Here is a 23,640-nt window from a genome sequence, read left to right as displayed (position 1 = left end):
TGCGCTCCTGCGTTTTGCCGTTTCGCTGCGGCTCCGTTGATGGAACCTGAACGCGAATCTTCTCCCTCTGATGTCGGCTGGCGGCACGCGCGCACTGCGCCCAGTCTGCCCGAGGCGCACGGCACCGTGTCCGTGCCCGCGGGCGCGAGTTTCTGGCGCAAGCTGCTCGCGTTCTCCGGTCCGGGCTACCTGGTCGCCGTCGGATACATGGACCCCGGAAACTGGGCCACGGACCTCGCGGGCGGCTCGCAGTTCGGTTACACGCTGCTGAGCGTCATCCTCATCTCGAACCTGATGGCGATCCTGCTGCAGTCGCTCTGCGCGAAGCTCGGCATCGCCACCGGACGCGATCTCGCGCAAGCCTGCCGCGACCACTACCCGCGGCCGATCTCGAACGCGCTGTGGTTCCTGTGCGAAATCGCGATCTGTGCCTGCGATCTCGCCGAGGTCATCGGCACGGCGATCGCGCTGAACCTGCTTTTCCACATTCCGCTGCTCTGGGGCGTGATTCTCACCGCGCTCGACGTCATGTTGGTTCTCTTTCTCGCGCACCGTGGTTTCCGTTATCTCGAAGCCATCGTCGTGTCGCTCGTGACGCTCATCGGTCTGTGTTTTGGCCTGGAAATCCTTTTCTCGCGGCCGGACGTGCGCGAAGTGCTCGGTGGGTTTGTGCCGACGGCGCAGATCATCACGAACCCCGAGATGCTCTACATCGCGATCGGCATTCTCGGTGCGACGGTGATGCCGCACAATCTCTACCTGCATTCCTCGATCGTGCAGACGCGCAAATACGAGCCAACGCCTTCCGGCAAACGCGAGGCGATCAAGTTCGCGACCATCGACTCGACGCTCGCGCTGATGTTCGCGCTCTTCATCAACGCCTCGATCCTGATCGTTTCCGCCGCCGTCTTCTACAAGGCCGGCAACCACGAAGTCGCCGAGATCCAGGATGCCTACAAGTTGCTCACGCCGATGCTCGGCGTGGGGGCAGCGAGCACGATCTTCGCGGTCGCGCTGCTCGCCTCGGGACAAAACTCGACGCTCACGGTCACGCTGGCCGGTCAGATCGTGATGGAGGGCTTTCTCAACCTCCGCCTGCGTCCGTGGCTTCGCCGCCTGATCACGCGTGCGATCGCCATCGTGCCCGCGGCGATCGTCGCGGGACTTTACGGCGAAAGCGGCACGGCGAAGCTCCTCGTCTTCTCGCAGGTGGTGTTGAGCCTCCAGTTGCCCTTCGCGGTGATTCCGCTCGTCCAATTCACCAGCGATCGCGTCAAGATGGGCGAGTTCGTGAACCCAGCGTGGATCAAATACGCCGCGTGGGTCGTCTCCGCGATCATCGTGGCGCTGAACACCAAACTCCTCTACGACTTCGTCGCGTCCTGACCATGTATCGCAAGATTCTCGTCGCCCTCGAAAACGGCCGCGCCGACGCGACCTTGCTCCCGCACGTTGCCGAACTCGCGGGCAAGCTCGGGTCGGAACTGCTGCTCCTGCACGTCGCCGACGGCTGGGCCGCGCGAAATTTCGAGCAGCTCAAACTCACCGAGTCCGACGAGATGCGCGCCGACCGCGACTACCTCGCGCGCTGTGCGAGCGAGTTGCACGGCACCGGCCTGACGGTTACGACGCAACTCGCACTCGGCAATCCGCCCGCCGAAATCGTCCGCGTGGCCGCCGCGGAGCACTGCGACCTCATCGCGCTCGCCTCGCACGGTCATCGTTTGCTCGGCGACATCATTCACGGCAGCACGATCGACGCGGTGCGCCACGCCACGAGCACGCCGCTGCTCGTGGTGCGCGCGGTGATGAAGCCCTAGAACAACCGCGCGAACAGGTCGCGGAACAGGTGCGCGCCGAAGATCGCGGCGAGCACGTAGATCAGCCATGAGACCTGCCGGCCGCGGCCGGTGAAAAGATAGACGACCGCGAACGCCAGCAGCCCGAGTCCGATGCCTTCGGCGATGCTGAACGTGAGCGGCGTGCCGAGGATGATCAGGAACGCCGGCGCGGCCTCGTGAAAATCCTTCAGGTTGAGATCCGCCACCGACTGGAACATGAAGATGCCCACCACGACGAGCGCCGGCGCGGTGGCCACCGCGGGCACCGCGAGAATCAATGGGGTGAAGAAAAGCGCGCCGAGGAACAGCGCCGCGACCGTGACGCTCACGAGGCCGGTGCGCCCGCCGGCGGCGACGCCGGACGCCGACTCGACGTAGCTCACCACGTTCGACGTGCCGAAGAGCGACGAGAGGATCACGCCGATCGAGTCGGAGATCAGCGCCTTGCCCGCGCCGGGCAACTTGCCTTCCGCATCGAGCAAGCCCGCGCGTTGCGCGACGCCGACGAGCGTGCCGATGTTGTCGAACAGCGCGATGAGCAGCAGCGTGAGCACCACCGTGGTCGCCTTCACCGGGTCTTGCGTGAAGTAGTCGAAATTGAGCTTCAGGAACGTGTCGCTCATCGACGCCGGCAGCGACACGACGTGTTCCGGCCAATTGGTGAGGTGGCCGCCCTTGCCGTCGGGAATCACGAGGCCGGCGAGCGTGATGCCGAGGATCGAGAGGATGATCGCGCCCGGGACGTTGCGCGTGACGAGGATGATCGTGAGCAGCAAGCCGGCGAAGAAGAGCAACACGGACGGCGCCCCGAGATTGCCATGGGTCACCAGCGTGTTGGCGTCGGGGACGACGAGCCCGCCGTTCTTCAAACCAATGAACGCGATGAAGAGCCCCACGCCGCACGTGATCGCCATCTTCAGCTGAAACGGGATGATGTTGATGATCTTTTCGCGGATGCCGGAGACGGAGAGCGCGAGAAACGCGAGGCCGTTGACGAAGACGAGGCCGAGCGCCGATTGCCATGGCACGCCAAGTCCGAGGCAGACGGTGAATGCGAAGTAGGCGTTGATTCCCATGCCCGGCGCGAGCGCCAGCGGGAAATTCGTCACCAGACCCATGATCAACGTGCTCGCTGCGGCCGCGAGCGCGGTGACGGTCACGAGTCCGCCGCGCGGGATGCCGGCGGCGGCGAGGATCGCGGGGTTCACGGCGAGGATGTAGGCCATCGCGGCGAACGTCGTGATGCCGGCCTGGATTTCGCGCGCCGCGGTGGTGCGGTGGCGTTCGAACTGAAACAAGCGAGCGAGCATGGGCAGATTGAGCTTTCCGAGAGTGCAGGTCGGCGGCTAGAGAACCAGCCGGTTTTTATGCCGACCGTCGACGCGCACGTGCACCTTTATCCGCCGGAAGTCGCGGCCAACCCCGCGGCGTGGGCGGCGGCCGGCGGCGAGGCGCATTGGGCGCGCCTTTGCACGCGTCGGCGCAAGGACGGTGCGCCGGTGCAGCTTTTCCCGAGCGTTGATGAGTTGTTGCGCGACATGGATGCGGCGGGGATCGAGCGCGCGGTGTTGCTCGGTTGGTATTGGGAAAAACCGGCGACGTGCGCCGCGCAAAATCGCTTCTACGCGCAATGCACGCGCGCGCACCCGGACCGGCTCGCGGCGTGCGCCGCTGTTCACCCGGACGATCTCGGTGAAATGACGCGCGCGGCCAACGCGGGCTTCTGCGGGGTCGGCGAACTCTCGCCGCACTCCCAAGGGTTCGCGGCCGACGATGCGCGGGTCGGCGAGATGCTGCGTCTCGCGGGCGAGCTGAAGCTTCCCGTGAACCTCCATGTCACCGACCCGGCGAGCCGCCGCTACGACGGTTGGGTCTCGACGCCGCTGGAAGATTTCACGCGTTGGGCGCGGGAGTTTCCCCAGACGCGCTTCGTGCTCGCGCACTGGGGCGGGGGCTTGGCTTTCGATTCGGCGAGCCGTGCACTCGCGAACGTGTGGTTCGACACGGCCGCCTCGCCGCTGCTCTACGACGCAACGGCGTGGACGCGCGCGCTGGCGGCGGTGGGGCCGGAGCGTTTGCTTTTCGGATCGGATTATCCGCTGCGTTTGTTTCCGCGCGACGATCAGGCGAGCGGCTTGTCGCGGTTCGTGACCGAGGCGCGGGCTAAACTGCCGAGTGAGGCGCAGGCCGCCGTGATGGGCGGCAACGCGGTGTCATTGTTCGGCGCAGCATGCTAGCACCCAATCAAAGACCGGACTGCTGACACGCGGCGCGACGATTTGCAGACCCGCGCTCAGGCCATTCGCCAGCGGGACCGGCACTGTCAGCACGGGCAATCCGGCCAGCGAGGCCGGCGCGGTGAACGTGAGGATCGCACGGCGGGTTTCCAGAGTGCATTGGGCCTTCGTCAGCGCGGGCACGGGCGCGCAGGGAAACGCCAGAAAATCGTGGGCGCGGAACAATTCGGCGAACGATGTGCGGACTGCCGCGAACGTCGCGCTCGCCGCCTCGAGCTGCGCCGGCGTCGTGTGTCCGGCTTTGACGAACCGCTGCCAGATGCCGGGATCATAGCGGTCGCGGAACCGATCGAGCCAGGGCTGGTGAATCGTGAAGGCTTCGTGCGTGACGAGCGTGGTGTAGGCGTCCACGGCGTTGGCCCACGTGGCGAGGAGCGCTCGCTCGCGCTCAGTGTCCAGCGGTGCGGCCAGCTGCGCCGCGGCGAGTGCGCACGCGTCGTCGATCGCGGTGTCCGCTTCCGGAAAGACTGCGCGAGCGCGAAGAAACACGCCGCGCGGCGCGCGGTCGGCGGGTTCGCGGGCGCCGAGGAGCGCGTGGTTCAGTTGCGCGAGATCCTGTGGGAACGCGGTGAACCAGCCGGCGGTGTCGCACGTCGGCGAGAGCGGGAAAGCGTCGCGCACGAACGGTTCGCCCGGCGTGAGGCGAAAGCCGAACAGCCCGCAAAACGCCGCCGGCACCCGCACCGAGCCGCCGGTATCCGTGCCGAGCGCAAAAGGCGTCACGCCCGCCGCCACGAGTGCCGCGGAACCGCTGCTCGATCCGCCCGCCAGCCGGTCGGCGAAGCGCGGGTGCGGGCAGTCGCCGTAGGTGCGGTTCTCGCCGGTGAGGCCGGCGGCGAACTCGACGAGATGCGTCTTGCCCGCAAGCGCGGCCCCCAAGTCACGCAAGCGGCGCACGAGCGCGCTGTCGCCGGGTGTGGCCCGCGTCTCGGCGAGGAACGCCGAGCCGGCGCGCGTGGGCACGCCGGCGACGTCGAAGAGATCCTTGGCGAGGTAGGGGAGGCCGCGCAGCGGGCCGGTGCCGCGCGTCAGCGCCGCGGAAAGATCGTCGTTGGTGGACTGCCAGGCGAGCGCGGCAGACCGCAGTGGTGCCGGGAGCTCGGCGACGCGCCGGGCGACTTCCTGCGCGGCGCGGCCGGGCGACATCGCTTGCCAGTCGGCGAAGGGCAAAGGAACTGGCGTTTTGCTTCCGGTTGTATCCACTGGCCGTTTCATGGACGTCCCCACGCCCATCGTCAAACTCGCCTCGGTCCGGAAGCGCTACGGCGACGGGCCGCTCGTGCTCGATGGCGTCGATCTGGACATCGCGCGCGACGACTTCGTGAGCCTCATCGGTCCGAGCGGATGCGGCAAGTCGACCGTGCTGAAGTTGATCTCGGGGCTGAGCCCGACGACCGAAGGCGACGTTCGCGTGCTCGGCAAGCTGCCGCGGCAGGCGCGCGACCGGCAGGTGTTCATTTTTCAGGACGCGACGCTGCTGCCGTGGCTCACGGCGCGGCAGAACGTGGAAATTCCGCTGCGGCTGCGTCGGGCGACGGAAGCGGAGCGCGCGGCGCAGGCGGAGAAGTTTCTGGAACTCGTGGGACTGGCGAAGGTGCGGGACTATTACCCGCGTCAGCTGTCGGGCGGCATGAAGATGCGCGTGTCGATCGCGCGGGCGCTCACGCTTGCGCCGGAGTTGCTGCTACTCGACGAGCCGTTCGGCGCGCTCGACGAGATGACGCGACACCGGCTCAACGAGGAGCTTCTGGCGTTGCGCGAGCAGTCGCCTTTTTCGGCGGTGTTCGTGACTCACTCCGTGGCGGAGGCGGTGTTCCTCTCGAATCGCATCGTCGTGATGTCGGCGCATCCCGGGCGCATCCACCGCGAGATTCGGGTGGAGTTCGGATATCCGCGACGCGCGGCGTTGCGCGAGACGGCGGAGTTCGCCGCGCAAGTGAATGAGGTGACACGCATTCTGCACGAGGTCGAAACGGAGGTGCGCGCATGAGACGCGAATCGCCGCTCAAGCAGTGGCTGCTGCCCGTTGTCACCGGTGCGGTGTTCTTCGGCATCTGGTATGCCGTGCGCGCGGCGACGGGCTTGCAGAGCTGGATCTTGCCGACGCCGGTGGAGATTCTGGAGGCGGCGTGGCGCGAAAAGGCGCGGCTGATTTCCGCGGTGGGAGCGACGGCGCTCGGCGCGGCGGCGGGATTCCTGCTCGCGGCGGTTCTGGGCCTGACGATGGCGCTGGTGCTCGGCGTTTCGAACTCGCTGCGGCTCTCGCTCTACCCGTGGTTGCTGGTGTTGCAGATGACGCCGGTCATCGTGCTGACGCCGATCATCGTGCTGTGGGCCGGCCCGGGCATGCCGGGCATCATCACGATCACGTGGCTGATCTCGTTTTTTCCCATCGTGGCGAACACGACGCAGGGTCTGCTCTCGACGGACATGAACCACGTGGCGCTTTTCCGCATGTGCAACGCGAGCCGCGTGCAGGAACTGCTGCTGCTGCGCATGCCGTCGGCGCTGCCGTATTACCTCGCGGGACTGCGCATCGCGGCGACGCTGGCGCCGATCGGCGCGATTTTCGGCGAATACATGGTCGGCAACGCCTCGGGCGGCTCCGGCGGCCTCGGCTTTCTCGTCTACAGCTACAACACCCAGATCAAGATTCCCGCGCTGTTCGCGACGGCGTTGACGAGCTGCCTGCTCGGCTTCGTGTTCGTTGCAGCGGTGTCGCTCCTGAACTGGGCGCTGTTGCACCACTGGCACGATTCCTTCGAACCCAACGATCACTGACATGCGCCTCCCCACGCTCCTCCTCGCGCTGCTCTCGCTCGTGCTCGTCACGGGTTGCGGCAAGAAAACTGCCACGGCCGACGCGAACGGACGCATCAAAATCAGGTTCCAGACCGACTGGTTCCCGCAGCCCGAGCACGGCGGCTATTACCAGGCGGTCGCGAAGGGGTTTTACGTCGCAGAAGGGCTCGACGTCGAAATCGTGAAGGGCGGCCCGAACGCCCAGGTGATGGCGTCCGTCGCCACCGGTCGCGCGCAGCTGGGCATGACGAATGGCGACGATGTCATCGTCGCGGTCGGGCGCGGCGTGCCGATCAAGATGGTCGCGGCGGAGATGCAGCGCGATGCGCAGGGCATTCTTTTCCACGCACAGAACCCCATCCGTTCGCTGCAGGATCTCGACGGCAAGACAATCATGGCCGGCGCCGGCTCGATCTGGCTGCAAGTCGCGCAGAAGAAACTCGGCATCCATTTCAACATTCAGCCGCTCGTGGGCGAACTCGCGCGCTTCATGAGCGACAAGAAGTTCATCCAGCAGTGCTTCGTCACGAACGAACCGTTCTTCGTGCGGCAGCGGGGGGCCGACGCCGGGGCGTTTCTGATCGCCACGCCGGGCGGCTATGAGCCCTACCGCGTGTTGTTCACGAGCGACGCCTTTCTCGTCGAAAACCCGGAAGTCGTGCGCCGCTTCGTGCGCGCGAGCATCCGCGGCTGGGTCGACTACCTGACCGGCGATCCGACGCCCGGAAACAACCTGATCAAGGCCACACGCTCCGACCTGCCGGACGAGCTCTTTGCCTACAGCATCAAGGCCATGAAGGATTACCAACTCGTGCTCGGCGACCCCGCGCGCGGCGAGAAAATGGGTCAGCTCACACCTGCGCGGCTCGAGACGCAGCTGAAGCTGTTGAGCGAACTCGGTTTCCTCGAGCGTCCGCTGACGGTGAAGGACGTGGCGACCTTCGAGATGCTGCCGCCGGACGCGCGTTGAACGGCGGCTTGTCTTTCGTCGGGCGGTTGGTTCGCTCGCGTTTTCCCATGAAGACGACCTCGCTGCTCGTTCCCGTTTCGCTCCTAACTTTGACGTTCGCGCTCGCCGGCTGCGGCGACAAGAAGGCCGATGCGAAGGCTTCGGCGAAAGGTTTCGAGACCGCCGACCAGCGCGTGAGCTACGGCATGGGTTACCAGATCGGCTCGAACATCGCGCGGCAGCCGGCGTTGAAGTTCGACCAAGCGGCCTTCGCCGCCGGCGTGCAGGACGCGGTCGGCGGCCAGAAGACGCGCATCGACGAGAAGATGATCCAAGCGGCGTTCGAGGAGCACCAACGCAAGCTCGCCACCGAAATGGAGGCGCAGGGGAAGGCGAATCTTCAGGCGGCGAACGATTTTCTCGCCAAGAACAAGACGCGCTCCGGTGTGAAGACGACCGCTTCGGGCCTGCAATACGAGGTGCTCAAGAAAGGTTTTGGCGGCGTGAAGCCGAAGGCGACCGACAAGGTGCGCGTCCACTACCACGGCACCTTGATCGACGGCACGGTTTTCGATTCGTCGGTGCAGCGCGGCCAGCCGATCGATATTTCGCTGACGCAGGTGGTGCCCGGCTGGGTCGAGGCGCTGCAACTCATGTCGGTCGGCGACAAGTTCAAGGTCTACGTGCCCCCGGCGCTGGGCTACGGTCCGTGCGCGGGCGGAAAGATCCCGCCGAACGCGGCGCTGATTTTCGAAATCGAGTTGCTGGGCGTCAACTGACGCCAGTGGCGATGGCGAGAGGCTCCGGTCAATGGACGCGGCGGATCGGCGAGTGCCTCGATGCGGTCGAGCGCGAGCAGATCGGCTCGGCGTGTCCGGTGGTCGACCATGAAGTCGTCGCGTCGCACGGAGGCGCGGAGGACGATTTTCTGGTTTGGCTCGTCTGCCGCAGCAAGGCGGAGCGCCGCGCGTTTGCGGACACGGAGCAGGCGCGGTTCACCTCCGCGCTGAAGAGGCGCCTGTTGGCGGCGGGTTTTTCGGAGCCGGCGGTGGCTTCGCTGAGCGTGCGCGTCACCTCGCGGGAGGAAGTGGACGCGGCTGGCGGGCGATTTGCGGCGCTGCGCTGACGAGGGGCGCCGCGGTCGGCGGTCAGGAGAGATCCTTGACGAGGATCTTCGAGTTGCGGCCGCTTTCCTCGTAGGTCTTGAGGCGCGAATCGGGCAGGGCGTCTTTGTCGGCTTCGACGAAGCCGCAGACCGAAGTGAAAAACGTGAACGCTTGCGTCGACATCGCCACGACTTGCGCGGCGCCGCGCTCCTTGGCGAGCTTGAGGCCGAATTCGATCATCTTCCGCCCGATGCCGCGGTGGTGGTAGAACGGCATGACGTAGACCGAACCGATCTCCGCGGTGTCGGATTTGTCCGGGTAGAGCGCGACGGAAGCGCACGCGATGATGTTCTCGTCGATCTCGTAGACGTAGAAATTTTCGATGTTCTTCTCGATCGCCTGCTGCGTGCGGAAGACGAGCTCCTCGCGCTTCACGGCGGAGCGGGTGAGGTTGTAGATGGCGCGCACGTCGCCTTTGCGGGCGAGGCGGATCTGCTGGTATTCGTTGCCGTGGATCAGGGTGCCGACGCCTTCGTTGGAGAAGATTTCCGTCAGCAGTCCGTCCATCATGCGGCCGTCGAGGAGGTGCACGCGCGGCGTGCCGGTCTCGATGGCCTTCACGGCGTGCGCGGCCTTGGAGCGCATGGCCTCGTTGATGGCTTCCGGGTCCTTGGTGACGAGGTCGCGGAGGAGGTCGACGTTGATCTGCTGCTTGAACGTGTCGTTGATCTCGAGGCCGCGGCAGGGCGAGAAGAAGATGATCTTCGTGGCTTGCAGGACTTCGGCGATCTCGGCGGCGAGGAGGTCGGAGTTTACCCGCAGCGGACGACCGTCGCGGTCGAAGGCGATGGGGTTGACGACGGGCACGACACCGGAGCCGATGAGCTGGAGCAGGAATTCCTTGTCGATGCGGTCGACGCGACCGGTGAGTTGGTGGTCGACGCCGCGCAGGATGCCGAGCGGCACGGAGCGGACGGCGTTGGTGAGGGCGGCCTTAAGATTGTTTTGCGAAAGTTCCTCGAGCACGAGGTGCGTGACGCGGCCGGCGGCGCGGATCGCGAGGTCGAGCGTCGGGGCGTCGGTGACGCCGGTGCCGATCGAGTCGGTGATGGTGACTTTGCGCAGCGCCGAGAGCTCCTCGATCTGGCGGCCGATGCCGTGCACGATGACGACCTTGATGCCGAGCGAGCGGAGCACGGCGACGTCGAGGAGGATGTTGCCGAAGTTCTCGTCGGCGACGATCGCTCCGTCGATGGCGATCACGAAGATCTGATCCTGGTAACGCGGAACGTATTTCAGGATGCCGCGGAGGTCGGTGGGCTTGATGTCGGCGCCGGTGGACATTTTTTCTTGGCGCATTTCTTCGGGCATCGCGCCCGGCGCGTCAATAGCGCGTCGCACGCGAGCGCGTCAGCGCACGTCGAACGTCCACTGCGCCGCCGGCCCTTTCGCGGCGAGGCGGATCGTGTAGCGGCCCGGCGCGAGGCGCTCGGTCGGCACGGTCGCGCAATAGTCGGCGTCTTCCCAGCGGCTCAGGAGTTTGTTCGGCAGACGCTCGAGTGTGGGGATGAGGACGATCTCGTTGCCGCGCAGCAGCGCCTCGAGGTGGCCGACTTGAAAGCTCTGGTCGGAGAGGCTCGCCGTGAAGAACACGGAGTAAGCGGAGCCGCGCGCGGTCTCGGTCGGCGCGGTGACCTTGTCGATCGTGGCGAGCAGGCGCGGTTTCTCGGCGAACGACGCTTCGAGCTCGGTGCCCAGCCCGGCGCCGGCGCGGGCGACGGAGGCGGCGATGCTGAAGCCCGGTTTGTTCGCGGGGCGTGAGAGGTCGACGGGGAGTTTTTGCCAGCCGGCGTTGAGGAGGCGCGCGGTGGTGGCGCGCTTGTTCATGTCCTCGTAGGGGCGGAACGCCGGGCCGGGCTTGCGGTAAAAGACGTTCACGAGCGTGTAGCCGATCACGAAGATCACGATGGCGAGCACGATCCATTTCATGGACCAGGGCTTCGGTTCGGAACGGTTGCGGCGGGCGCTCATCAGCGCGCGAGCAAAGCACGGTGGGCGACGGGGACAAGCGGGTTTCCGTAGAACGCATGCGGCGACGCGCGGGTGGGAAATTCCATTGCGCGGGGGCGGGGGAGTTGTTTCGTTGCGGGTTTCCCATGAAGAAGTGGTCGCAGACTTTCATTCCCACGCTCAAAGAGAGCCCGGCCGACGCCGAGATTGCGTCGCACAAGCTCCTCGTCCGCGCCGGTCTCGTCCGGAAGCTCGGCGGCGGCCTCTACACCTTCATGCCGGCCGGCCTGCGTGTGATGCAGAAGATCTCGCAAATCTGCCGCGAGGAGATGGAGCGGGCGCGTCCCGAGAATGAGCGCGCGGGCGCGATCGAAGTCTGGATGCCGCACGTGCATCCGGCCGAGCTGTGGGAAGAAGGCCCGCGCTGGAACGCGGCGCGCGAAATCATGTTCCGCGTTGACCACGCCGGGGCCGGCAAGGGTCGCAGCAAGGAGCCGGAGTTCGTCCTCGGGCCGACGCACGAAGAGGTCATCACGCCGCTCGTGAAGACCGAGATCACCAGCTACCGCGATTTGCCGAAGAACTTTTATCAGATCTCGACGAAGTTCCGTAACGAGATCCGTCCGCGCTACGGTCTGATGCGCGCGCGCGAGTTCGTGATGATGGACGCGTATTCGTTCGACGCGACCGACGAGGGCGCGATCAAGAGCTACCTCGCGATGAAGGCGTCCTACGAGGCGTTCTTCAAGCGGCTCGGCATCGTTGCGATCGCGGTCGAGGCCGACACCGGCGTCATGGGCGGCAACTTCTCGCACGAGTTCATGGTCCCCGCCGAGATTGGCGACGATGACGTCATCTACAACGAGGAGAGCGGCTACGCGGCGAACCGCGAGAAGGCCACCAGCGCGCTCGTGCCCGCCGATTTGGCTGATGCCGCGCCCGCCGGCGCGATCGAGGAATTCGCGACGCCCGGCGTCGTCACCATCGCCGCGCTCGAAGCCGCGCCTTACTCGGTGCCGGCCGACAAGCAGTTCAAGACGCTCGTCTTCGTCGGCGACGGCAAGCCGTTCGTCGTGATCGTGCGCGGCTGCGACGACGTCGAGGAGGCGAAGCTCGGCTCGCTCGGCTTCCAGCTTTGGCGTCCGGCGACGCCCGAGGAAATCGAGCCCGTGCTGGGCGCGAAGCCCGGCTCGCTCGGCGCCGTGAAGGGCACGATCAAGAATCCGTCCGCGCTCGCGGGCGTGTTCGCCGATCACGCCATCCGCCTCATCGGCAACGGCACCACGGGCGCGAACAAGGACGGTTTCCACCTGCGCAACGTCAACGTGACCCGCGACCTCGCGATCACGAAGTTCGGCGATTTTCGCCGCGTGCGCCCGGGCGAGCCCGACGTGAAGTCCGGCAAGCCGCTGCAGGTCCGCCGCGGCATCGAGGTCGGCCACATCTTCAAGCTCGGCACGAAATACTCCGAGAAATTCAACGCCGTCTACACCGACGACAAGAAGCAGTCGCACCTGATGGTGATGGGCTGCTACGGCATCGGCGTGAGCCGCACGCTGCAGGCGATCATCGAGCAAGCGAATGACGCCGACGGCATCATCTGGCCGTGGGCCGTCGCGCCTTGGCAGGTCGTGGTGACCAATCTCGATCCACAGGATCCCACCGCGAGTGGAGTTGCCGAGAAACTCGCCGCCGCCGCCGAGGCTGCCGGCGCGGACGTTTTGATCGACGACCGCGCGGAGCGTCCGGGCGTGAAATTCAAAGATGCCGATCTCCTCGGCTTCCCGCTGCGCCTCACCGTCGGCGGCAAGGGCCTCAAAGAAGGCATCTTCGAGATGAAGTGGCGCGCCGAGAAGGAAGTGAAAAAAGTTCCGCTCGCGGACGCGGAGGCGGTCATCGCCGCCGCCGTGCGCGCGGCCGGCGAGCCGAAGGCGTAAGGGCGGGTAGGTGGAGCGCGTTGACCTCAACGCGCTACGAGCGGCTTGAGGTCAAGTCGCTCCACCGAGACGACCCCATCCTTTTGCGTGGCTAGGCAACGCAACGCTGGCATTCCTTCCGCTTCTGATTTTGCTGTCCCCGTGGCCACCAAAACTCACACGACACCCGCGCTGGCGACGGACGCCGAGACGCGCCTGCAAGACGCGTGGCGCGTGGTCGTGTTGAACGACCCGGTGAACCTCATGTCGTATGTCGTCATGGTTTTCAAACGGGTCTTCGGCTATGACGAAGTGAAGGCGCGCAAGCACATGCTCGAGGTGCACGAGCAGGGGCGCTCGATCCTCTGGACCGGCAATCGCGAGGCGGCCGAGGCCTACGTCTTCACGCTCCAACAGTGGCACCTTTCCGCGGTGCTCGAGGCCAATGAAGCGGGTTGAGGTAAAACTGAACCTCGATGCCGTCGCGCCGCTGCTCGACGTCATGAAAATGACGGCCGACCAGCTCGAGCCGACGCTCGCGATCAATCCACAAGTGCCGGATCCGGACTTTGCGGACACGTGGAGCAGCGAACTGCTCGCCGGTCAGTCCAGCGATATCGCGGTGCTGCTGGGGTTGTTCGACTCGGATTTCTTCGCCACGGGCGTGATCGCCCTCGATCCGACGAACAGCGAACCGATCCTCCGGGCGTGCGCGGCGATCCGGCTGAAGCTGCGGGCGAGCCATTTCAAGGAGCTCGAGGAGGAGCACTTGGAGTCGGGCGATCTCGACATCGACGATTTCGCCGAGCCGTTGCGCCGGGCGTTCGCGGCCTACGTTTTCCTCGCGACGCTGCAGGAGGTGATCGTGCAGCACCTTGACCCGACGGTCATGGAGTGACGTGCGAAGCGCTGGAATCGCCGAGGGAAATTCCGCGACGTTCGCGTTTGACGGGGGAGGCGAGGGGGCTACGGTCCGAGGCGACACTCTGCAGTGTTCGAGGTGCCTCGAATTCGCTCTTTGCCTTTGATACCATTTGGGAGCCGCCAAGCGGCACGCCGATGCCAGGCCGTAAACCGGAAGGCAGAAACGTGCCAGGTGGCGCCCACCTTAACCTAGAAGGTTTTGGAGCCACAGTAGGCATACGGCACAGGCGGAGTGTCATTTCAATTTCACCCACGCATACCCCTCATGGAAAGACTGCCTTACTACCAAGTCCTGCACCTGCTCTCGCTCGCGGTGCTCAGCGCGCACACGTTCATGGCGTTCGCCAACCCGGCGCCGGAAAACCGCAAGCGCACGCTGATGATCACGGGCATCGCGGCGTTGCTGATGTTGGTCAGCGGCTTCGCCATGCTCTCGCTGAACAAGATTCCGTTCGCCAGCACCGGCTGGGTCTGGGTGAAGCTCGTGTGCTGGCTCGGTCTCGCCGCCATGTCGGGCATCGCCTACCGCCGGCCGCATCTGCGCGGCGTGCTGAGCACGATCACGCTCGTGCTCGTCGCGACGGCTTTCGTGATGGTGTATTTCCGGCCGTTCTGAGCCGGAGTTGCTGATGCCCGAAACGCTGTGCGGTCTGTGGATCGACGACGCGGGTAAGGCCCACGTGTCGGTCGCGATGCCCGACGGCGGACGCATTGAACGCGTGGAGGCGTTTCGGCCGTTCGCGTGGGTCGCGGAAAGCGCCACGATCCCGGATATCTCCTTTGAGCGGCTGCGAGGCGAGGGAGCCTTCACTTGGCTCGCGCACGCCGAAGCGCTCTCGCGTTTCGACAACTTCTTTCGCGCCACGCGCGAGGGCGCGCCGATCGATGTGCTCAAGCCCTACGAGAGCCAGTGGCTGCTCCAGCAGCGGGCGCGGCTCTATGCCGAGATGCACTTCTCGGAGCTGCGTCGCTGTCAGCTCGACATCGAGACGGCGACCGAGGAGCCGGGCGGATTTTCCGACGCGCGCCGCGCGGGCGACCGCATTCTCGCGATCGGCCTGCAATGCGGCGCGCGGCGCGAATTGTTGGAGCTGGAGGACGAAACGCCGGACGGCGAAAAGCGCCTGCTCATCCGCTTCAACGACGTGCTGCGCGAGATGGACCCGGACGTCATCGAGGGGCACAACCTCTTCAAGTTCGACCTCGACTACCTGCGCCAGCGCTGCCGGCGCTACAAGCTGCCGTGTGCTTGGGGGCGGTTCGGGTTGAACGCGGAGTTTCGCAACAGCCGGCTGAAGGTCGCGGAACGCTGGGTGGATTTTCCGCGGTGCGATATCCCGGGGCGCGCGGTGATTGATACGTATCTGCTCGTGCAGCTCTACGACATCACGACGCGTGAGATGACGTCGTATGGGCTCAAGGAAGCGGCGATTTACTTCGGAGTGACGCCGGAGGACGGCGCCGGGCGCACCTACATCGACGGCTTCGGGATCCAGGACGAGTTTCGCCGCGACCGCGCGAAGTTCCTCGCGTATCTCGCCGACGACCTGCGCGAGACCAAGGGCGTGGCCGACGTGTTGTTGCCGACCTATTTCGAGCAGACGCGGACTTTTCCGCTGCTGCTGCAGGACGCCGCGCTGCGCGGGACGGCGGGCAAGGTCGACTTGCTCTTTCTCGAGGAATACTACCACGCGCGCGCGGCGTGCCCGGCGCCGGTGGAGTGGGCGACGTTCGAGGGTGGTTTCACGCGGAGCTTTCAGGAGGGCGTGTTCAAGCACGTGCTGCACTTCGACGTCGCGTCGCTCTATCCGAGCCTGTTGCTGCACATCGGGCGCAACCCGAAGAACGATTCGCTCGGCGTGTTCATCCCGCTGCTCAAGCGGCTGCGCGAATACCGTCTGAAATACAAGCAGCTCGCCAAGTCCGCGCCGACGGCCGCCGAGCGCGACGAGGCGCAAGCACGGCAGGCGAATTTCAAGATCCTGATCAACTCGTTCTACGGCTATCTCGGCTTCTCCGGCGCGCGCTTCGGCGACGGCGACCTCGCGGCCGAGGTCACCCGGCGCGGGCGCGAACTCCTGCAGAAGCTGATCGAGGAGTTTCAGAAGCAAGGTTGCACGATCCTCGAGGCCGACACGGACGGCATTTATCTCTCGTCGGAAAAATACTTCGCGGAGCCGGAGAAATTGCTCGCGGAGGTTGTCGGTGTGCTGCCGACGGGCATCGAGCTGGAGTTCGACGGCCGCTACGACGCGATGTTCTGCTACAAGGCGAAGAACTACGCGCTCGCCGTCGATGGCGAGGTGACGCTCCGCGGCTCGGCGCTGCGTTCGCGCGGGATCGAGCCTTACCTGAAGCGGCTGAGCGACGAGTTCATTGCTTTCGTGCTCGGCGTCACCGACCAGTCGCCCGCGAAGACGATCGAGGACTATCGCGCAAAGATCGCCGCGCGCGAGTTGCCGGTCGCGGAACTGGCGAAGTCGGAGTCGTTGAGCCAGAACCCCGACGCGTATCAGCAATGGATTGCGGGTGGCGGCAAGCCGCGCCGCGCCGCGGCGGAAGCGGCGCTGCAGATGACGCCGCGTCCGCGCATGGGCGAGCGCGTCACCTACTACATCGTGGCGAAGCAGAAGGGGCAGACGGCGGACTGGCAGCGGGCGCGGCCGGTGGCGCTCTTCGATCCGGCGGCGGCACCCTACGACCCTGTCTATTACTTGGAAAAAATCGACGATTGGTCGGAACGCTATGGACGATTCGCGGGTCTCCGGCCCAAAGTCGACCAGCAGGAGTTCCTGCTGTAATCCATGCGCACCCGCCTGTGCTATCTCGCGTTGCTCGTCCTGCCGTTGCTCGCGTATTGGCCGGTCTTCACGCACGAGTTTGGCTCGCCGGAGGATTTTCTGCGACTGAGCGCGCCTGAGGTGCTCGCGACGGACGGCGCGCAAAAGGGCATCTTGCACGGCGCACTCCAGGACTTGGCGTTTCACTCGATCGACTCGGTGCCGATGCTGACGGCGCTGCGCGGACTGTCGTTCCTGCTCGTGCTGCTTTGCGGCGTCGCCATTTGGCAGGTCTGTGAGCGCGGCGGCTGGTCCGAGATCGATGCGACGGCGTTGTCTGCGGGCGTCATGCTGCTGCCTGCCGCGCAACTCTACGTCGCTTGGGCGGCGGCTTGGCCGGCGGCGCTGTCGGCTTTGTTGTCACTCGCCGCGTTCGCGGCGACGGAAAGCGAATTGGAGGTCGGCGGGCAACGGCGGTTCGTGGGCATGCTCGGCGGTGCGCTGCTCTATTTCGGCGCGGCGATGTGCTACTTCCCGAACGCGACGATGGGACTCGTTCCGTTGGCGGCGCTGACGCTTGCGCGGCCGCTGCGCGTGGTGAACGACTTGAAAGGCTGGTTTCTGACCCATTTGGCGGTCATGGCCGTGGGGCTCGTTGCGTCGGGCTTGTTGGAGCGGTGGCTGATGGATGGAGCCGGCATCGTCGATCGCACGGAGATCGTCGGTCGGCTGGAATCGCTGTTCACTTTCGCGCTCCCCGCGGGTTGGGGCGTTTTCATCGTGGGTGAGCACGGTTCGGCGCGGGTGCTGGCGGCGGTGATTGGCGCGATTGTCATGGTGGGACTGATTGCAACGGCGCGTCGTGAAACCCGAACCGAGCCACGTGCGCGGATGGGCTGGTTGCTGGCCCTGGGCGCAGCGATGGCGCTGTTTAGTGCGGTCGCGGTGTTTTCGCCGAACTGGCATGGCGGCTATCGTTCGCTTTGGCCGCTGGGCGGCATCGTGGTCGTCGGTTTGGTGGCGGCTGTGCGCGGCAGCGGTGAGCAAGCGGGCAAGAAGCCGGTGTGGCACTTCGCCGCGATGGGTGGACTCGTCGCGGTGGGCGTGTTGTCGGCCGGCGCGCAGGTTTCCTCGCTGCTGGTTTCGCCCTTCGCACAGGAGTGGGAGTCTCTCAACAGCGCGGTGCTGCGCATGAAGATCGAAGGCTCCGTGAAAGTTCAGTTGCGGCTGCCGCCGGGGGGCGTGGTGACCAACGGCATACCCGAAGTGCGGTTCGATGCACGAGTCGCGCAGACGCCGGCGGCGGCAGTGCGGATGTTCAACGCCGCGCTCGACGATCGATTCTCAGCGGGCTTGCCCAAGGGGACGACGGTGCACGTGGATGTCCTCTCGTCGGGCGCGACGCCTCCGGGCGTGCTGGTTTTCGAGCTGAAGAAATTCTGAGCACGGGGCGCTTGCCGCAGCGTGACCTGTGGGGCTGGTGGGGAAGCGCGTTGGGTGGAGGGTGCTGGCTGGTGGCTGGCCGGTCGAAGGTAGTCGCGAATCTCGCGCGCGGATGTAACTCCAACGGTCGCCTGCAAGCAGGCTCCTACAGGTGTGGGGCGCGGGATCGCACCGCGAGGGCGCAAAAAAGCCGGAGCGGTTGCTCCGGCGGGAAGAGAGAGGGAGGAGGCGAGTTCGCTCAGATCTTGCCGGCGAGTTTCGCCTTGAGCGTGGCCTTGTCCATCATGCCGACGAACTGCTCGGCAACGGCGCCGTTCTTGAAGAGGAGCAGCGTGGGGATGGCGCGGACGCCGTATTGGGCGGCGAGGTCGCCGTTGTCGTCGACGTTGACCTTCGCGATCTGGATCTTGCCGGCCAGCTCGGTCGAGAGGTCTTCGAGGATCGGGGCGATCGCCTTGCACGGGCCGCACCAAGGAGCCCAGAAGTCAACGAGGACGGGCGTGCTGCCGGAAACGGCGGGTTTGAAGGAGTTCGTGTCGAGATTCAGGATGTTGGCGGCCATGTTGGTGGGAAAGTGAAGTGCGGTTCGAAAAAAAGACAACTGCGCGCCTCAGCGCGGCGTGGATTTGTGGATGATCTCGGCGAGTTCCTTGGGCTCGACGGTTTCGAGGTGTTTGCCGCGGTGCTTCAGTTCCTCGAAGGTCTTGATCATCGTCTCGGCCATGCGGCCGTGCGTCTCCTCGGAGCCGCCAAAGAGCGAGAATTTTTCGGCCTGCGTGATGCGCTTGTGGCCGTCGTCGTTGTCGAGGCCGAGGCCGAGCAGGTGCGCGTTCGCCTTGGGCTTCTTCGCGGACTTAGACGGGCGGCGGCGGGGCGCTTTTTTCATCTTGGGGCGTGACGGTGTTCGCCGGGTCGGACGTTTCAAGAGCGTTTTGATCGATGACGGACGCCGACGCGGGTGCGTCGGCTGCCGGCGGCGTCTCCGCGGCGGGCTCGGTCGCGACAATCGGCTCGCTCGAGGAAGCCGGGGCGGGCGGCGCTTCCGCTGCGGGCGCGGTTGCAGCGATGTCATCGACCGGAGTCGCGGGCGCGGGCGGCGTGTCTTCGACGGCGGTGCAGTAGATGTCCGAGAAAGCCTCGTCCTGCCGCAGCGTGAGTTTGCGGAGGCGGGTCAGCTCGAGCATGGCCAGGAAGGTCGCGACGAGCGTGCGGAGAGGGATCTTCGTCGTGAACAGGCTCGAGAAAGTGAACTCCCGCTGGGTCTTCACGCGCTCGAGGATGTATTCCATCTGATCGGCGACGGTGACCTGTTCGGCGTGGATTTCGCCGACGACGAGCTTCTCGGCGAGGCGGCGGAGGACGACGTTGAAGCTGTTCCAGAGTTCGATGCGATCGACGCTCTTCAGCGGGCGTTCCGCGAGCGGGGCAAAAGCGCTGGCGGGGCGGGGTAGCATGTCCTGCGTATAGCGGGCCATCTCGCCGAGTTTGCCGGAGGCTTCCTTGAATTTCTTGTATTGGAGGAGCTGGTGGACGAGTTCCCAGCGCGGATCGAGTTCCTCGTCGTCGGCGTTCGGGTCGATGGCTTGCTGGTGCTTCGGGAGGAGCATGCGGCTCTTGATCTCCATCAGCGTGGCGGCCATGACGAAAAACTCGCCGGCGACCTCGAGTTCCAAGTCCTTCATCGCGTAGAGGACTTCGAGGTATTGTTTGGTCACCGACTCGATCGGGATGTCGTAGATATCCAGCTCGTTCTTGCGGATGAGGAAGAGCAGGAGATCGAGCGGACCCTCGAAAACGGGAAGTTTGATGCGATAATCGGCTTCGGCGACCACGGGTCGAGTCGAGGGACGGCGCGGAGGGCGCGCAAGGGGGAAATCGCTCAGGCGCGGCGGCGGAGGAGGGCGACGTAGAAGCCGTCGCTGTCGTGGGTGGCGGGCAGCAATGTGGTGCCGGCGCCGTCGAAGCGGTCGCCGAGATCGCGCGCCGGCTTTTCGGCGGAAAATTCCGCGTGCGTGGCGAGGAACGCGGCCGCGACGTCGTGGTTTTCCACGTGGCTCAGCGAGCACGTCGCGTAGACCAGCAACCCACCGGGGCGGACGTGCGCGGCGTTGGCGGAGAGGATGGCGAGTTGTTGCGCGGCGAATTGCGGGATCGTGGCCGGTTGCGTGTGCCACTTCATGTGCGGCAGGCGGCGCCACGTGCCCGAGCCGCTGCACGGCGCGTCGACCAGAACGCCGTCGTAGACGCCGTCGGCGGCGCGGACGAGGCGGACGTTTGTGAGGCGGGCGCGGGTGGCGCGTTCGCGCAGCTCCTCGAGCATCGCGGGGCGAATGTCGGTGGCGTCGACGCGGCCGGCGGCTTCGACGGCGTGGGCGAGTTGGAGCGATTTGCCTCCGGCGCCCGCGCAGGCGTCGAGCCAGCGCTCGCCGGGCGCGACGGGAGCGTGAGCGAGGACGAGTTGCGAGCCGACGTCCTGAATCTCGACGAAGCCGCGGCGGTAAGCGTCGGTGTTCGCGACCTCGGCGTTGGGCGGCAGCGCGAAGGCGTCGGGCGAAACCGGAGTGGCGCGCGGCTCCCAGCCCTTGCGGCGGAACTCGTCGAGAACCATCTCGCGGTCGTTGGCTTGGAGGCGAATCCAGATCGGTGCGCGGGCGAGGAGCGCATCGAGCTGCGCCGACGAGAAAGCTTCGGGGCAGTGCTCGCGGAACCACGCGGGGAGGAGAGTGGTGGGGGCGAAGTTGTTGTCGTCGACGGATGTGGGCGGCTCGTCGGGACGACTCGCCCTACCTGGGGCGGAGAAACGGGCGCGGAGGACGGCGGATTTCTCGGCGAGCGTGGGGGGAGTCGCGGGCCAGCCTTCGAGGAGCGCGGCGCGATAGGCGGCGGTGTCCTTCATTTCCGGCGCGAGCCAGGCGGCGAGTTGCGCGGCGGCGTTTTCGTCGCTGGCGAGGAGCGGCTCAAACCACGGCAGGTAGCGGATGACGGTGTAGAGCAGCTCGCGGTAGAGGCGGCGGTCGCGGGAGCCGAAGGCGCGATTGCGGCCGAGGAGTTCCTTGATGCGGCGCGGGAGCGCGCTGTCGGTGCGGACGTGCGGGAGCACGACGGCGAGTTGCGCGAGGAACGTGCGCTGCTGGTTCGCGGCGATGCGCGGGTTCATGGCAGGCGAATTTGCCCAGGTTTCGTCACCGCGAGAAGTGTGGGCGAGCTATTCCCTGATTCGCGGCGGGCCCGGCGGTCCCGCCCTACCGCACGCGACGAACGCGGTTTCGGAAATCCGGAAAGGTAGCGCATCGCGCGTTGCTCGCTCAGAATTTCAGGAGTTCGACTTCGAGGTTGAAGCCGAAGCTGCTTTCGCGGCGCGGGCCTTCGGAGAAGGAGACTTCGTATTTGATCGCCCAGGTTTGGCCGAGGCGCTGCGAGATGCCGTAGGTTTGCTCGTTGAAGCGGCTGTTGCGAACGTCGTAGCGCCAGCGGCCGACGACGTCGAAGACTTCGTTGATGCGCTGGCGGTAATCGAGCGCGTATTCCTGGTAGTCGTTGCGGAGGAAATGCGAGCTGAGCTTCGCAGCCCACCATTCCTGATCGGTGATTTCGAGGGCGTAGTTCAGCTCCTGCTGCTCGGAGGTCTGCGGCGTGAAGCGTTCGTAGACGGAGAACGTGATCCAGTCGGCGGGCGTGAGCGCGAGCTCGGTGTGGAGATCGGTGAGCGGGCGCTGGCCGAGCTTGCGTTCGAAGCGGTAGTCGGCGGCGAAGCTGAGCGCCGCGAGGTCGCGCGAGCCGGTGGAGCTGCGGGTTTGGAGCGTGTTGTTCAGCGAGAGGCGCACGGTGTTCATCGCGTCGAGGTCGTCGATGTTGCGCTGGTCGCCGATCGAGAGCGGCTGCAGGTAGGTCGAAAAGACGCGATGGTCGATCGCCGGGATGTAGCGCGCTCCGGTGTCGGCTTTGGGCGCGTAGCGGTAGGAGAGGCGCGGCTCGACGAGGTGGCGCAGGCCGTCGATGTCCCAAAGCGGATTCTTGTAGTCGAAAACGCCGGCGGCGCGGAGGCGGGCATCGAAGCCGACTTCGCCGATGGCGCGCGTGTAGGTGTCCTTGCCGCCGGTGGCGTTCGCGTAGTGCGTGAGGCGTCCGCCGGCGACGGGCGTGAAGGTCATCCACGGCGCGAGGGCGATGGGGCGCTCGATGCCGTAGTAGGCGTCGTAACGGGTGGAGCGTTGCTTGGGGAGATTGAGGTAGGCGTCCTCCTCGAGCACGGCGAGGGAAGCGGAGCCGCGTTCGTAGAAGCCGGCGGGCGCTTCGGAGGGGAGCAGGTCGAAGCGGATTTCGGGCAAGCGTTCCTGCACGCGGTGGTAGCGGTTCGGATGCACGCGCGAGAAGGCGCTGAGGACATAGTTGTCGCCGGTGTAGGTGCCTTCGAGGTAGGAGTCGGGTTGCTGGACGGGGAAGAAGCGCTTCGGACGGAAGTCGCGCAGCACCTCGGAGTCGCTCCAGTAGTTGAACTGGCCGTCGAGGGTGAAGCGCTCGCCGACGCGTTGGCGGTGCCACCACTCGACAAAGCTGCGGTTCTCGGGCACGGCGCGGCCGAGGATGTCGGTTTTGCGATCGCCGTGGTCGTTGATGTAGCCGCTCGTGAGTCCGCCGGTCGCGAAATTGTTGTCGTCGCCCGTGCGGTAGGTGGCGGCGGGGCCGACCATGACGCCGCGTGAACCGTAGAGACCGATGTCGGCGCCGGCTTTCACGCCGGGCGCGATGGGGATGCGGCCATCGGCTTCGAGGAATGGGCCGAGGCTGGCGCGATAGCCGACTTTGCCGACGAAGTAGGAGAACAGCTCCGTCCCGAGCTTGTGCTGGAACGTCGGCATCGAGAGAAAGTGGCTGCCGAGGAGGCCGAGTGCGAGGCCTTCGCCCGAGACGATCTGGCCTTTTTCGTAGACGACCTTGCGGGCGCGGATGGAGGGCGCGTAGGCGGCGTTTTCGCGGAAGAAGATCGTGGCGTTGGTGAAGACGAGTTTGTCGAACGTGCCGTCGACGGACTCGCCGGTGACGTAGACAGGAAATTCGCCGACGCGGAGGTTGCGGACGTGGAGCGTGTTCGAGGCGAGGTCGTAGGTGCCTTCGTCGGCGACGAGGCGGCGCGAACCGCGGGTGAGAATAAAATGTCCGGACGCGGTGACGGTGTTGCTCTCGCGGCGGTAGCGGAGTTCGTCGGCGGTGAGAACGACTTCGCCCCAGACGAGACGCGCATGACCGCGGACGACTAGTTCCCGAGTATTGTCGTCGTAGACGGATTCGTCGCCCCGGACATCGGGCATCGTGCCCGCGGTTTGGGCGCGCGCGGCGATGCCCGCGAGAGCGGCGAACACGAAGCAGAGAGCCAGGCGGCGAAGCATCCGTTTCAACTGTCGGGGCGGTTGGGGTGGCGCAACGAGATTTCGACTGGGAATTGCGAGGAATGTGCCGGGCGATTTGCGCTAGACCCACCGGGGCGCTCGGACAAAGTGATGGCACCGTGATTATCCCCCAGTCGGAACTCGACGCCTTCCTTCAGAACCGCCAGTCGAACCCGCATGGTTGG

23 protein-coding genes and 1 other RNA gene are annotated in these 23,640 nt (G+C 65.8%); 15 read left to right on the top strand and 9 right to left on the bottom strand.

Features of this window, described 5'->3' with window-relative positions:
* Positions 1-39 precede the first annotated feature (39 nt).
* Positions 40-1,386: an Nramp family divalent metal transporter gene (locus HZA32_00285; protein MBI5422490.1), complete on the top strand. Its 1,347-nt coding sequence runs from the start codon at positions 40-42 to the stop codon at positions 1,384-1,386.
* 2 nt (positions 1,387-1,388) lie between these two features.
* Positions 1,389-1,820 carry a universal stress protein gene (locus tag HZA32_00280; protein ID MBI5422489.1) on the top strand — a complete coding sequence of 144 codons (432 nt, stop codon included), beginning with the start codon at positions 1,389-1,391 and terminating at the stop codon, positions 1,818-1,820.
* On the opposite strand, the gene HZA32_00275 is transcribed toward HZA32_00280, so the two are convergent.
* Positions 1,817-3,151: an NCS2 family permease gene (locus HZA32_00275; protein MBI5422488.1), complete on the bottom strand. Its 1,335-nt coding sequence runs from the start codon at positions 3,149-3,151 to the stop codon at positions 1,817-1,819. The genes HZA32_00280 and HZA32_00275 overlap by 4 nt on opposite strands.
* Positions 3,152-3,208: 57 nt before the next feature.
* On the opposite strand from HZA32_00275, the gene HZA32_00270 reads away from it, so the two are divergent.
* Positions 3,209-4,078 carry an amidohydrolase gene (locus tag HZA32_00270; GenBank protein ID MBI5422487.1) on the top strand — a complete coding sequence of 290 codons (870 nt, stop codon included), beginning with the start codon at positions 3,209-3,211 and terminating at the stop codon, positions 4,076-4,078.
* Here the strand turns inward: HZA32_00270 and HZA32_00265 are convergent.
* Complete coding sequence (locus HZA32_00265) at positions 4,055-5,353, bottom strand: amidase (protein MBI5422486.1); 1,299 nt, start codon at positions 5,351-5,353, stop codon at positions 4,055-4,057. The two genes, HZA32_00270 and HZA32_00265, sit on opposite strands and share 24 nt — an antisense overlap.
* Here HZA32_00265 and HZA32_00260 point away from each other — a divergent pair.
* The 5 genes from HZA32_00260 to HZA32_00240 are packed head-to-tail and all read left to right on the top strand — an operon-like array spanning position 5,352 to position 9,015.
* Positions 5,352-6,128, top strand: a complete 777-nt coding sequence (locus tag HZA32_00260; GenBank protein ID MBI5422485.1) for an ABC transporter ATP-binding protein — start codon at positions 5,352-5,354, stop codon at positions 6,126-6,128. The genes HZA32_00265 and HZA32_00260 overlap by 2 nt on opposite strands.
* Entirely contained in the window at positions 6,125-6,919 is a 795-nt protein-coding gene (locus tag HZA32_00255) for an ABC transporter permease subunit (GenBank protein ID MBI5422484.1), read from the top strand. The genes HZA32_00260 and HZA32_00255 overlap by 4 nt, the downstream gene beginning before the upstream one ends.
* A gap of 1 nt (position 6,920) precedes the next feature.
* Complete coding sequence (locus HZA32_00250; protein MBI5422483.1) at positions 6,921-7,910, top strand: ABC transporter substrate-binding protein; 990 nt, start codon at positions 6,921-6,923, stop codon at positions 7,908-7,910.
* A 47-nt stretch (positions 7,911-7,957) separates the two neighbouring features.
* A complete protein-coding gene (locus HZA32_00245; protein MBI5422482.1) occupies positions 7,958-8,668 on the top strand; it encodes an FKBP-type peptidyl-prolyl cis-trans isomerase in 711 nt (236 codons plus the stop codon).
* Between the two features lie 11 nt (positions 8,669-8,679).
* Entirely contained in the window at positions 8,680-9,015 is a 336-nt protein-coding gene (locus tag HZA32_00240; protein ID MBI5422481.1) for a hypothetical protein, read from the top strand.
* A 22-nt stretch (positions 9,016-9,037) separates the two neighbouring features.
* Here HZA32_00240 and argA read toward each other — a convergent pair whose 3' ends face one another.
* Both argA and HZA32_00230 read right to left on the bottom strand, forming a co-directional pair.
* Entirely contained in the window at positions 9,038-10,366 is a 1,329-nt protein-coding gene (argA, locus tag HZA32_00235; protein ID MBI5422480.1) for an amino-acid N-acetyltransferase, read from the bottom strand.
* 39 nt (positions 10,367-10,405) lie between these two features.
* The gene (locus tag HZA32_00230; protein ID MBI5422479.1) at positions 10,406-10,984 is read right to left on the bottom strand and encodes a hypothetical protein; all 579 of its coding nucleotides are present in this window, start codon (positions 10,982-10,984) and stop codon (positions 10,406-10,408) included.
* Positions 10,985-11,151: 167 nt separating this feature from the next.
* Here HZA32_00230 and HZA32_00225 point away from each other — a divergent pair, with 167 nt between their 5' ends.
* The 7 genes from HZA32_00225 to HZA32_00195 all read left to right on the top strand — a co-directional run bounded on the left by HZA32_00225 (position 11,152) and on the right by HZA32_00195 (position 18,068).
* Positions 11,152-12,942 carry a proline--tRNA ligase gene (locus tag HZA32_00225; GenBank protein MBI5422478.1) on the top strand — a complete coding sequence of 597 codons (1,791 nt, stop codon included), beginning with the start codon at positions 11,152-11,154 and terminating at the stop codon, positions 12,940-12,942.
* Between the two features lie 141 nt (positions 12,943-13,083).
* Positions 13,084-13,380, top strand: a complete 297-nt coding sequence (locus HZA32_00220) for an ATP-dependent Clp protease adaptor ClpS (GenBank protein MBI5422477.1) — start codon at positions 13,084-13,086, stop codon at positions 13,378-13,380.
* Entirely contained in the window at positions 13,367-13,819 is a 453-nt protein-coding gene (locus HZA32_00215) for a hypothetical protein (GenBank protein ID MBI5422476.1), read from the top strand. Before HZA32_00220 ends, HZA32_00215 begins: the two co-directional genes overlap by 14 nt.
* A gap of 82 nt (positions 13,820-13,901) precedes the next feature.
* Positions 13,902-14,083: non-coding RNA, 6S RNA (gene ssrS, locus HZA32_00210), on the top strand.
* A 27-nt stretch (positions 14,084-14,110) separates the two neighbouring features.
* Positions 14,111-14,461: a hypothetical protein gene (locus tag HZA32_00205; protein ID MBI5422475.1), complete on the top strand. Its 351-nt coding sequence runs from the start codon at positions 14,111-14,113 to the stop codon at positions 14,459-14,461.
* A gap of 13 nt (positions 14,462-14,474) precedes the next feature.
* A complete protein-coding gene (locus HZA32_00200) occupies positions 14,475-16,646 on the top strand; it encodes a DNA polymerase (GenBank protein MBI5422474.1) in 2,172 nt (723 codons plus the stop codon).
* Positions 16,647-16,766: 120 nt separating this feature from the next.
* On the top strand, positions 16,767-18,068 hold the full coding sequence (locus tag HZA32_00195; protein MBI5422473.1) for a hypothetical protein: 1,302 nt from the start codon (positions 16,767-16,769) through the stop codon (positions 18,066-18,068).
* 238 nt (positions 18,069-18,306) lie between these two features.
* Here the strand turns inward: HZA32_00195 and trxA are convergent, their stop codons facing one another.
* From trxA to lptD, 5 genes are all read right to left on the bottom strand, one after another.
* Positions 18,307-18,630: a thioredoxin gene (gene trxA, locus HZA32_00190; protein MBI5422472.1), complete on the bottom strand. Its 324-nt coding sequence runs from the start codon at positions 18,628-18,630 to the stop codon at positions 18,307-18,309.
* Between the two features lie 48 nt (positions 18,631-18,678).
* Positions 18,679-18,954 (bottom strand): hypothetical protein, encoded by a 276-nt coding sequence (locus HZA32_00185; GenBank protein ID MBI5422471.1) that lies wholly within the window; start codon positions 18,952-18,954, stop codon positions 18,679-18,681.
* Positions 18,923-19,900 (bottom strand): segregation/condensation protein A, encoded by a 978-nt coding sequence (locus HZA32_00180; GenBank protein MBI5422470.1) that lies wholly within the window; start codon positions 19,898-19,900, stop codon positions 18,923-18,925. The genes HZA32_00185 and HZA32_00180 overlap by 32 nt, the downstream gene beginning before the upstream one ends.
* Positions 19,901-19,947: 47 nt before the next feature.
* The gene (locus HZA32_00175) at positions 19,948-21,225 is read right to left on the bottom strand and encodes an RsmB/NOP family class I SAM-dependent RNA methyltransferase (GenBank protein MBI5422469.1); all 1,278 of its coding nucleotides are present in this window, start codon (positions 21,223-21,225) and stop codon (positions 19,948-19,950) included.
* Between the two features lie 148 nt (positions 21,226-21,373).
* Positions 21,374-23,455, bottom strand: a complete 2,082-nt coding sequence (gene lptD, locus HZA32_00170; GenBank protein ID MBI5422468.1) for an LPS assembly protein LptD — start codon at positions 23,453-23,455, stop codon at positions 21,374-21,376.
* Positions 23,456-23,640: the final 185 nt, after the last annotated feature.

It is taken from the genome of Opitutia bacterium, from assembly GCA_016217545.1.
Classification (GTDB): domain Bacteria; phylum Verrucomicrobiota; class Verrucomicrobiia; order Opitutales; family Opitutaceae; genus Didemnitutus.
The sequence above is the reverse complement of the archived record's forward strand: the minus strand, read 5'-3'. Positions and strand labels throughout refer to the sequence as shown.

Excerpts from the sequence above, each read along its gene's own strand:
- HZA32_00285 (MBI5422490.1), top strand. The coding sequence starts at position 40 with ATGGAACCTGAACGCGAATCTTCTCCCTCTGATGTCGGCTGGCGGCAC.
- HZA32_00280 (MBI5422489.1), top strand. The coding sequence starts at position 1,389 with ATGTATCGCAAGATTCTCGTCGCCCTCGAAAACGGCCGCGCCGACGCG.
- HZA32_00275 (MBI5422488.1), bottom strand. The coding sequence starts at position 3,151 with ATGCTCGCTCGCTTGTTTCAGTTCGAACGCCACCGCACCACCGCGGCG.
- HZA32_00270 (MBI5422487.1), top strand. The coding sequence starts at position 3,209 with ATGCCGACCGTCGACGCGCACGTGCACCTTTATCCGCCGGAAGTCGCG.
- HZA32_00260 (MBI5422485.1), top strand. The coding sequence starts at position 5,352 with ATGGACGTCCCCACGCCCATCGTCAAACTCGCCTCGGTCCGGAAGCGC.
- HZA32_00265 (MBI5422486.1), bottom strand. The coding sequence starts at position 5,353 with ATGAAACGGCCAGTGGATACAACCGGAAGCAAAACGCCAGTTCCTTTG.
- HZA32_00255 (MBI5422484.1), top strand. The coding sequence starts at position 6,125 with ATGAGACGCGAATCGCCGCTCAAGCAGTGGCTGCTGCCCGTTGTCACC.
- HZA32_00250 (MBI5422483.1), top strand. The coding sequence starts at position 6,921 with ATGCGCCTCCCCACGCTCCTCCTCGCGCTGCTCTCGCTCGTGCTCGTC.
- HZA32_00245 (MBI5422482.1), top strand. The coding sequence starts at position 7,958 with ATGAAGACGACCTCGCTGCTCGTTCCCGTTTCGCTCCTAACTTTGACG.
- HZA32_00240 (MBI5422481.1), top strand. The coding sequence starts at position 8,680 with ATGGCGAGAGGCTCCGGTCAATGGACGCGGCGGATCGGCGAGTGCCTC.
- argA (MBI5422480.1), bottom strand. The coding sequence starts at position 10,366 with ATGCCCGAAGAAATGCGCCAAGAAAAAATGTCCACCGGCGCCGACATC.
- HZA32_00230 (MBI5422479.1), bottom strand. The coding sequence starts at position 10,984 with ATGAAATGGATCGTGCTCGCCATCGTGATCTTCGTGATCGGCTACACG.
- HZA32_00225 (MBI5422478.1), top strand. The coding sequence starts at position 11,152 with ATGAAGAAGTGGTCGCAGACTTTCATTCCCACGCTCAAAGAGAGCCCG.
- HZA32_00215 (MBI5422476.1), top strand. The coding sequence starts at position 13,367 with ATGAAGCGGGTTGAGGTAAAACTGAACCTCGATGCCGTCGCGCCGCTG.
- HZA32_00205 (MBI5422475.1), top strand. The coding sequence starts at position 14,111 with ATGGAAAGACTGCCTTACTACCAAGTCCTGCACCTGCTCTCGCTCGCG.
- HZA32_00200 (MBI5422474.1), top strand. The coding sequence starts at position 14,475 with ATGCCCGAAACGCTGTGCGGTCTGTGGATCGACGACGCGGGTAAGGCC.
- trxA (MBI5422472.1), bottom strand. The coding sequence starts at position 18,630 with ATGGCCGCCAACATCCTGAATCTCGACACGAACTCCTTCAAACCCGCC.
- HZA32_00185 (MBI5422471.1), bottom strand. The coding sequence starts at position 18,954 with ATGAAAAAAGCGCCCCGCCGCCGCCCGTCTAAGTCCGCGAAGAAGCCC.
- HZA32_00175 (MBI5422469.1), bottom strand. The coding sequence starts at position 21,225 with ATGAACCCGCGCATCGCCGCGAACCAGCAGCGCACGTTCCTCGCGCAA.
- lptD (MBI5422468.1), bottom strand. The coding sequence starts at position 23,455 with ATGCTTCGCCGCCTGGCTCTCTGCTTCGTGTTCGCCGCTCTCGCGGGC.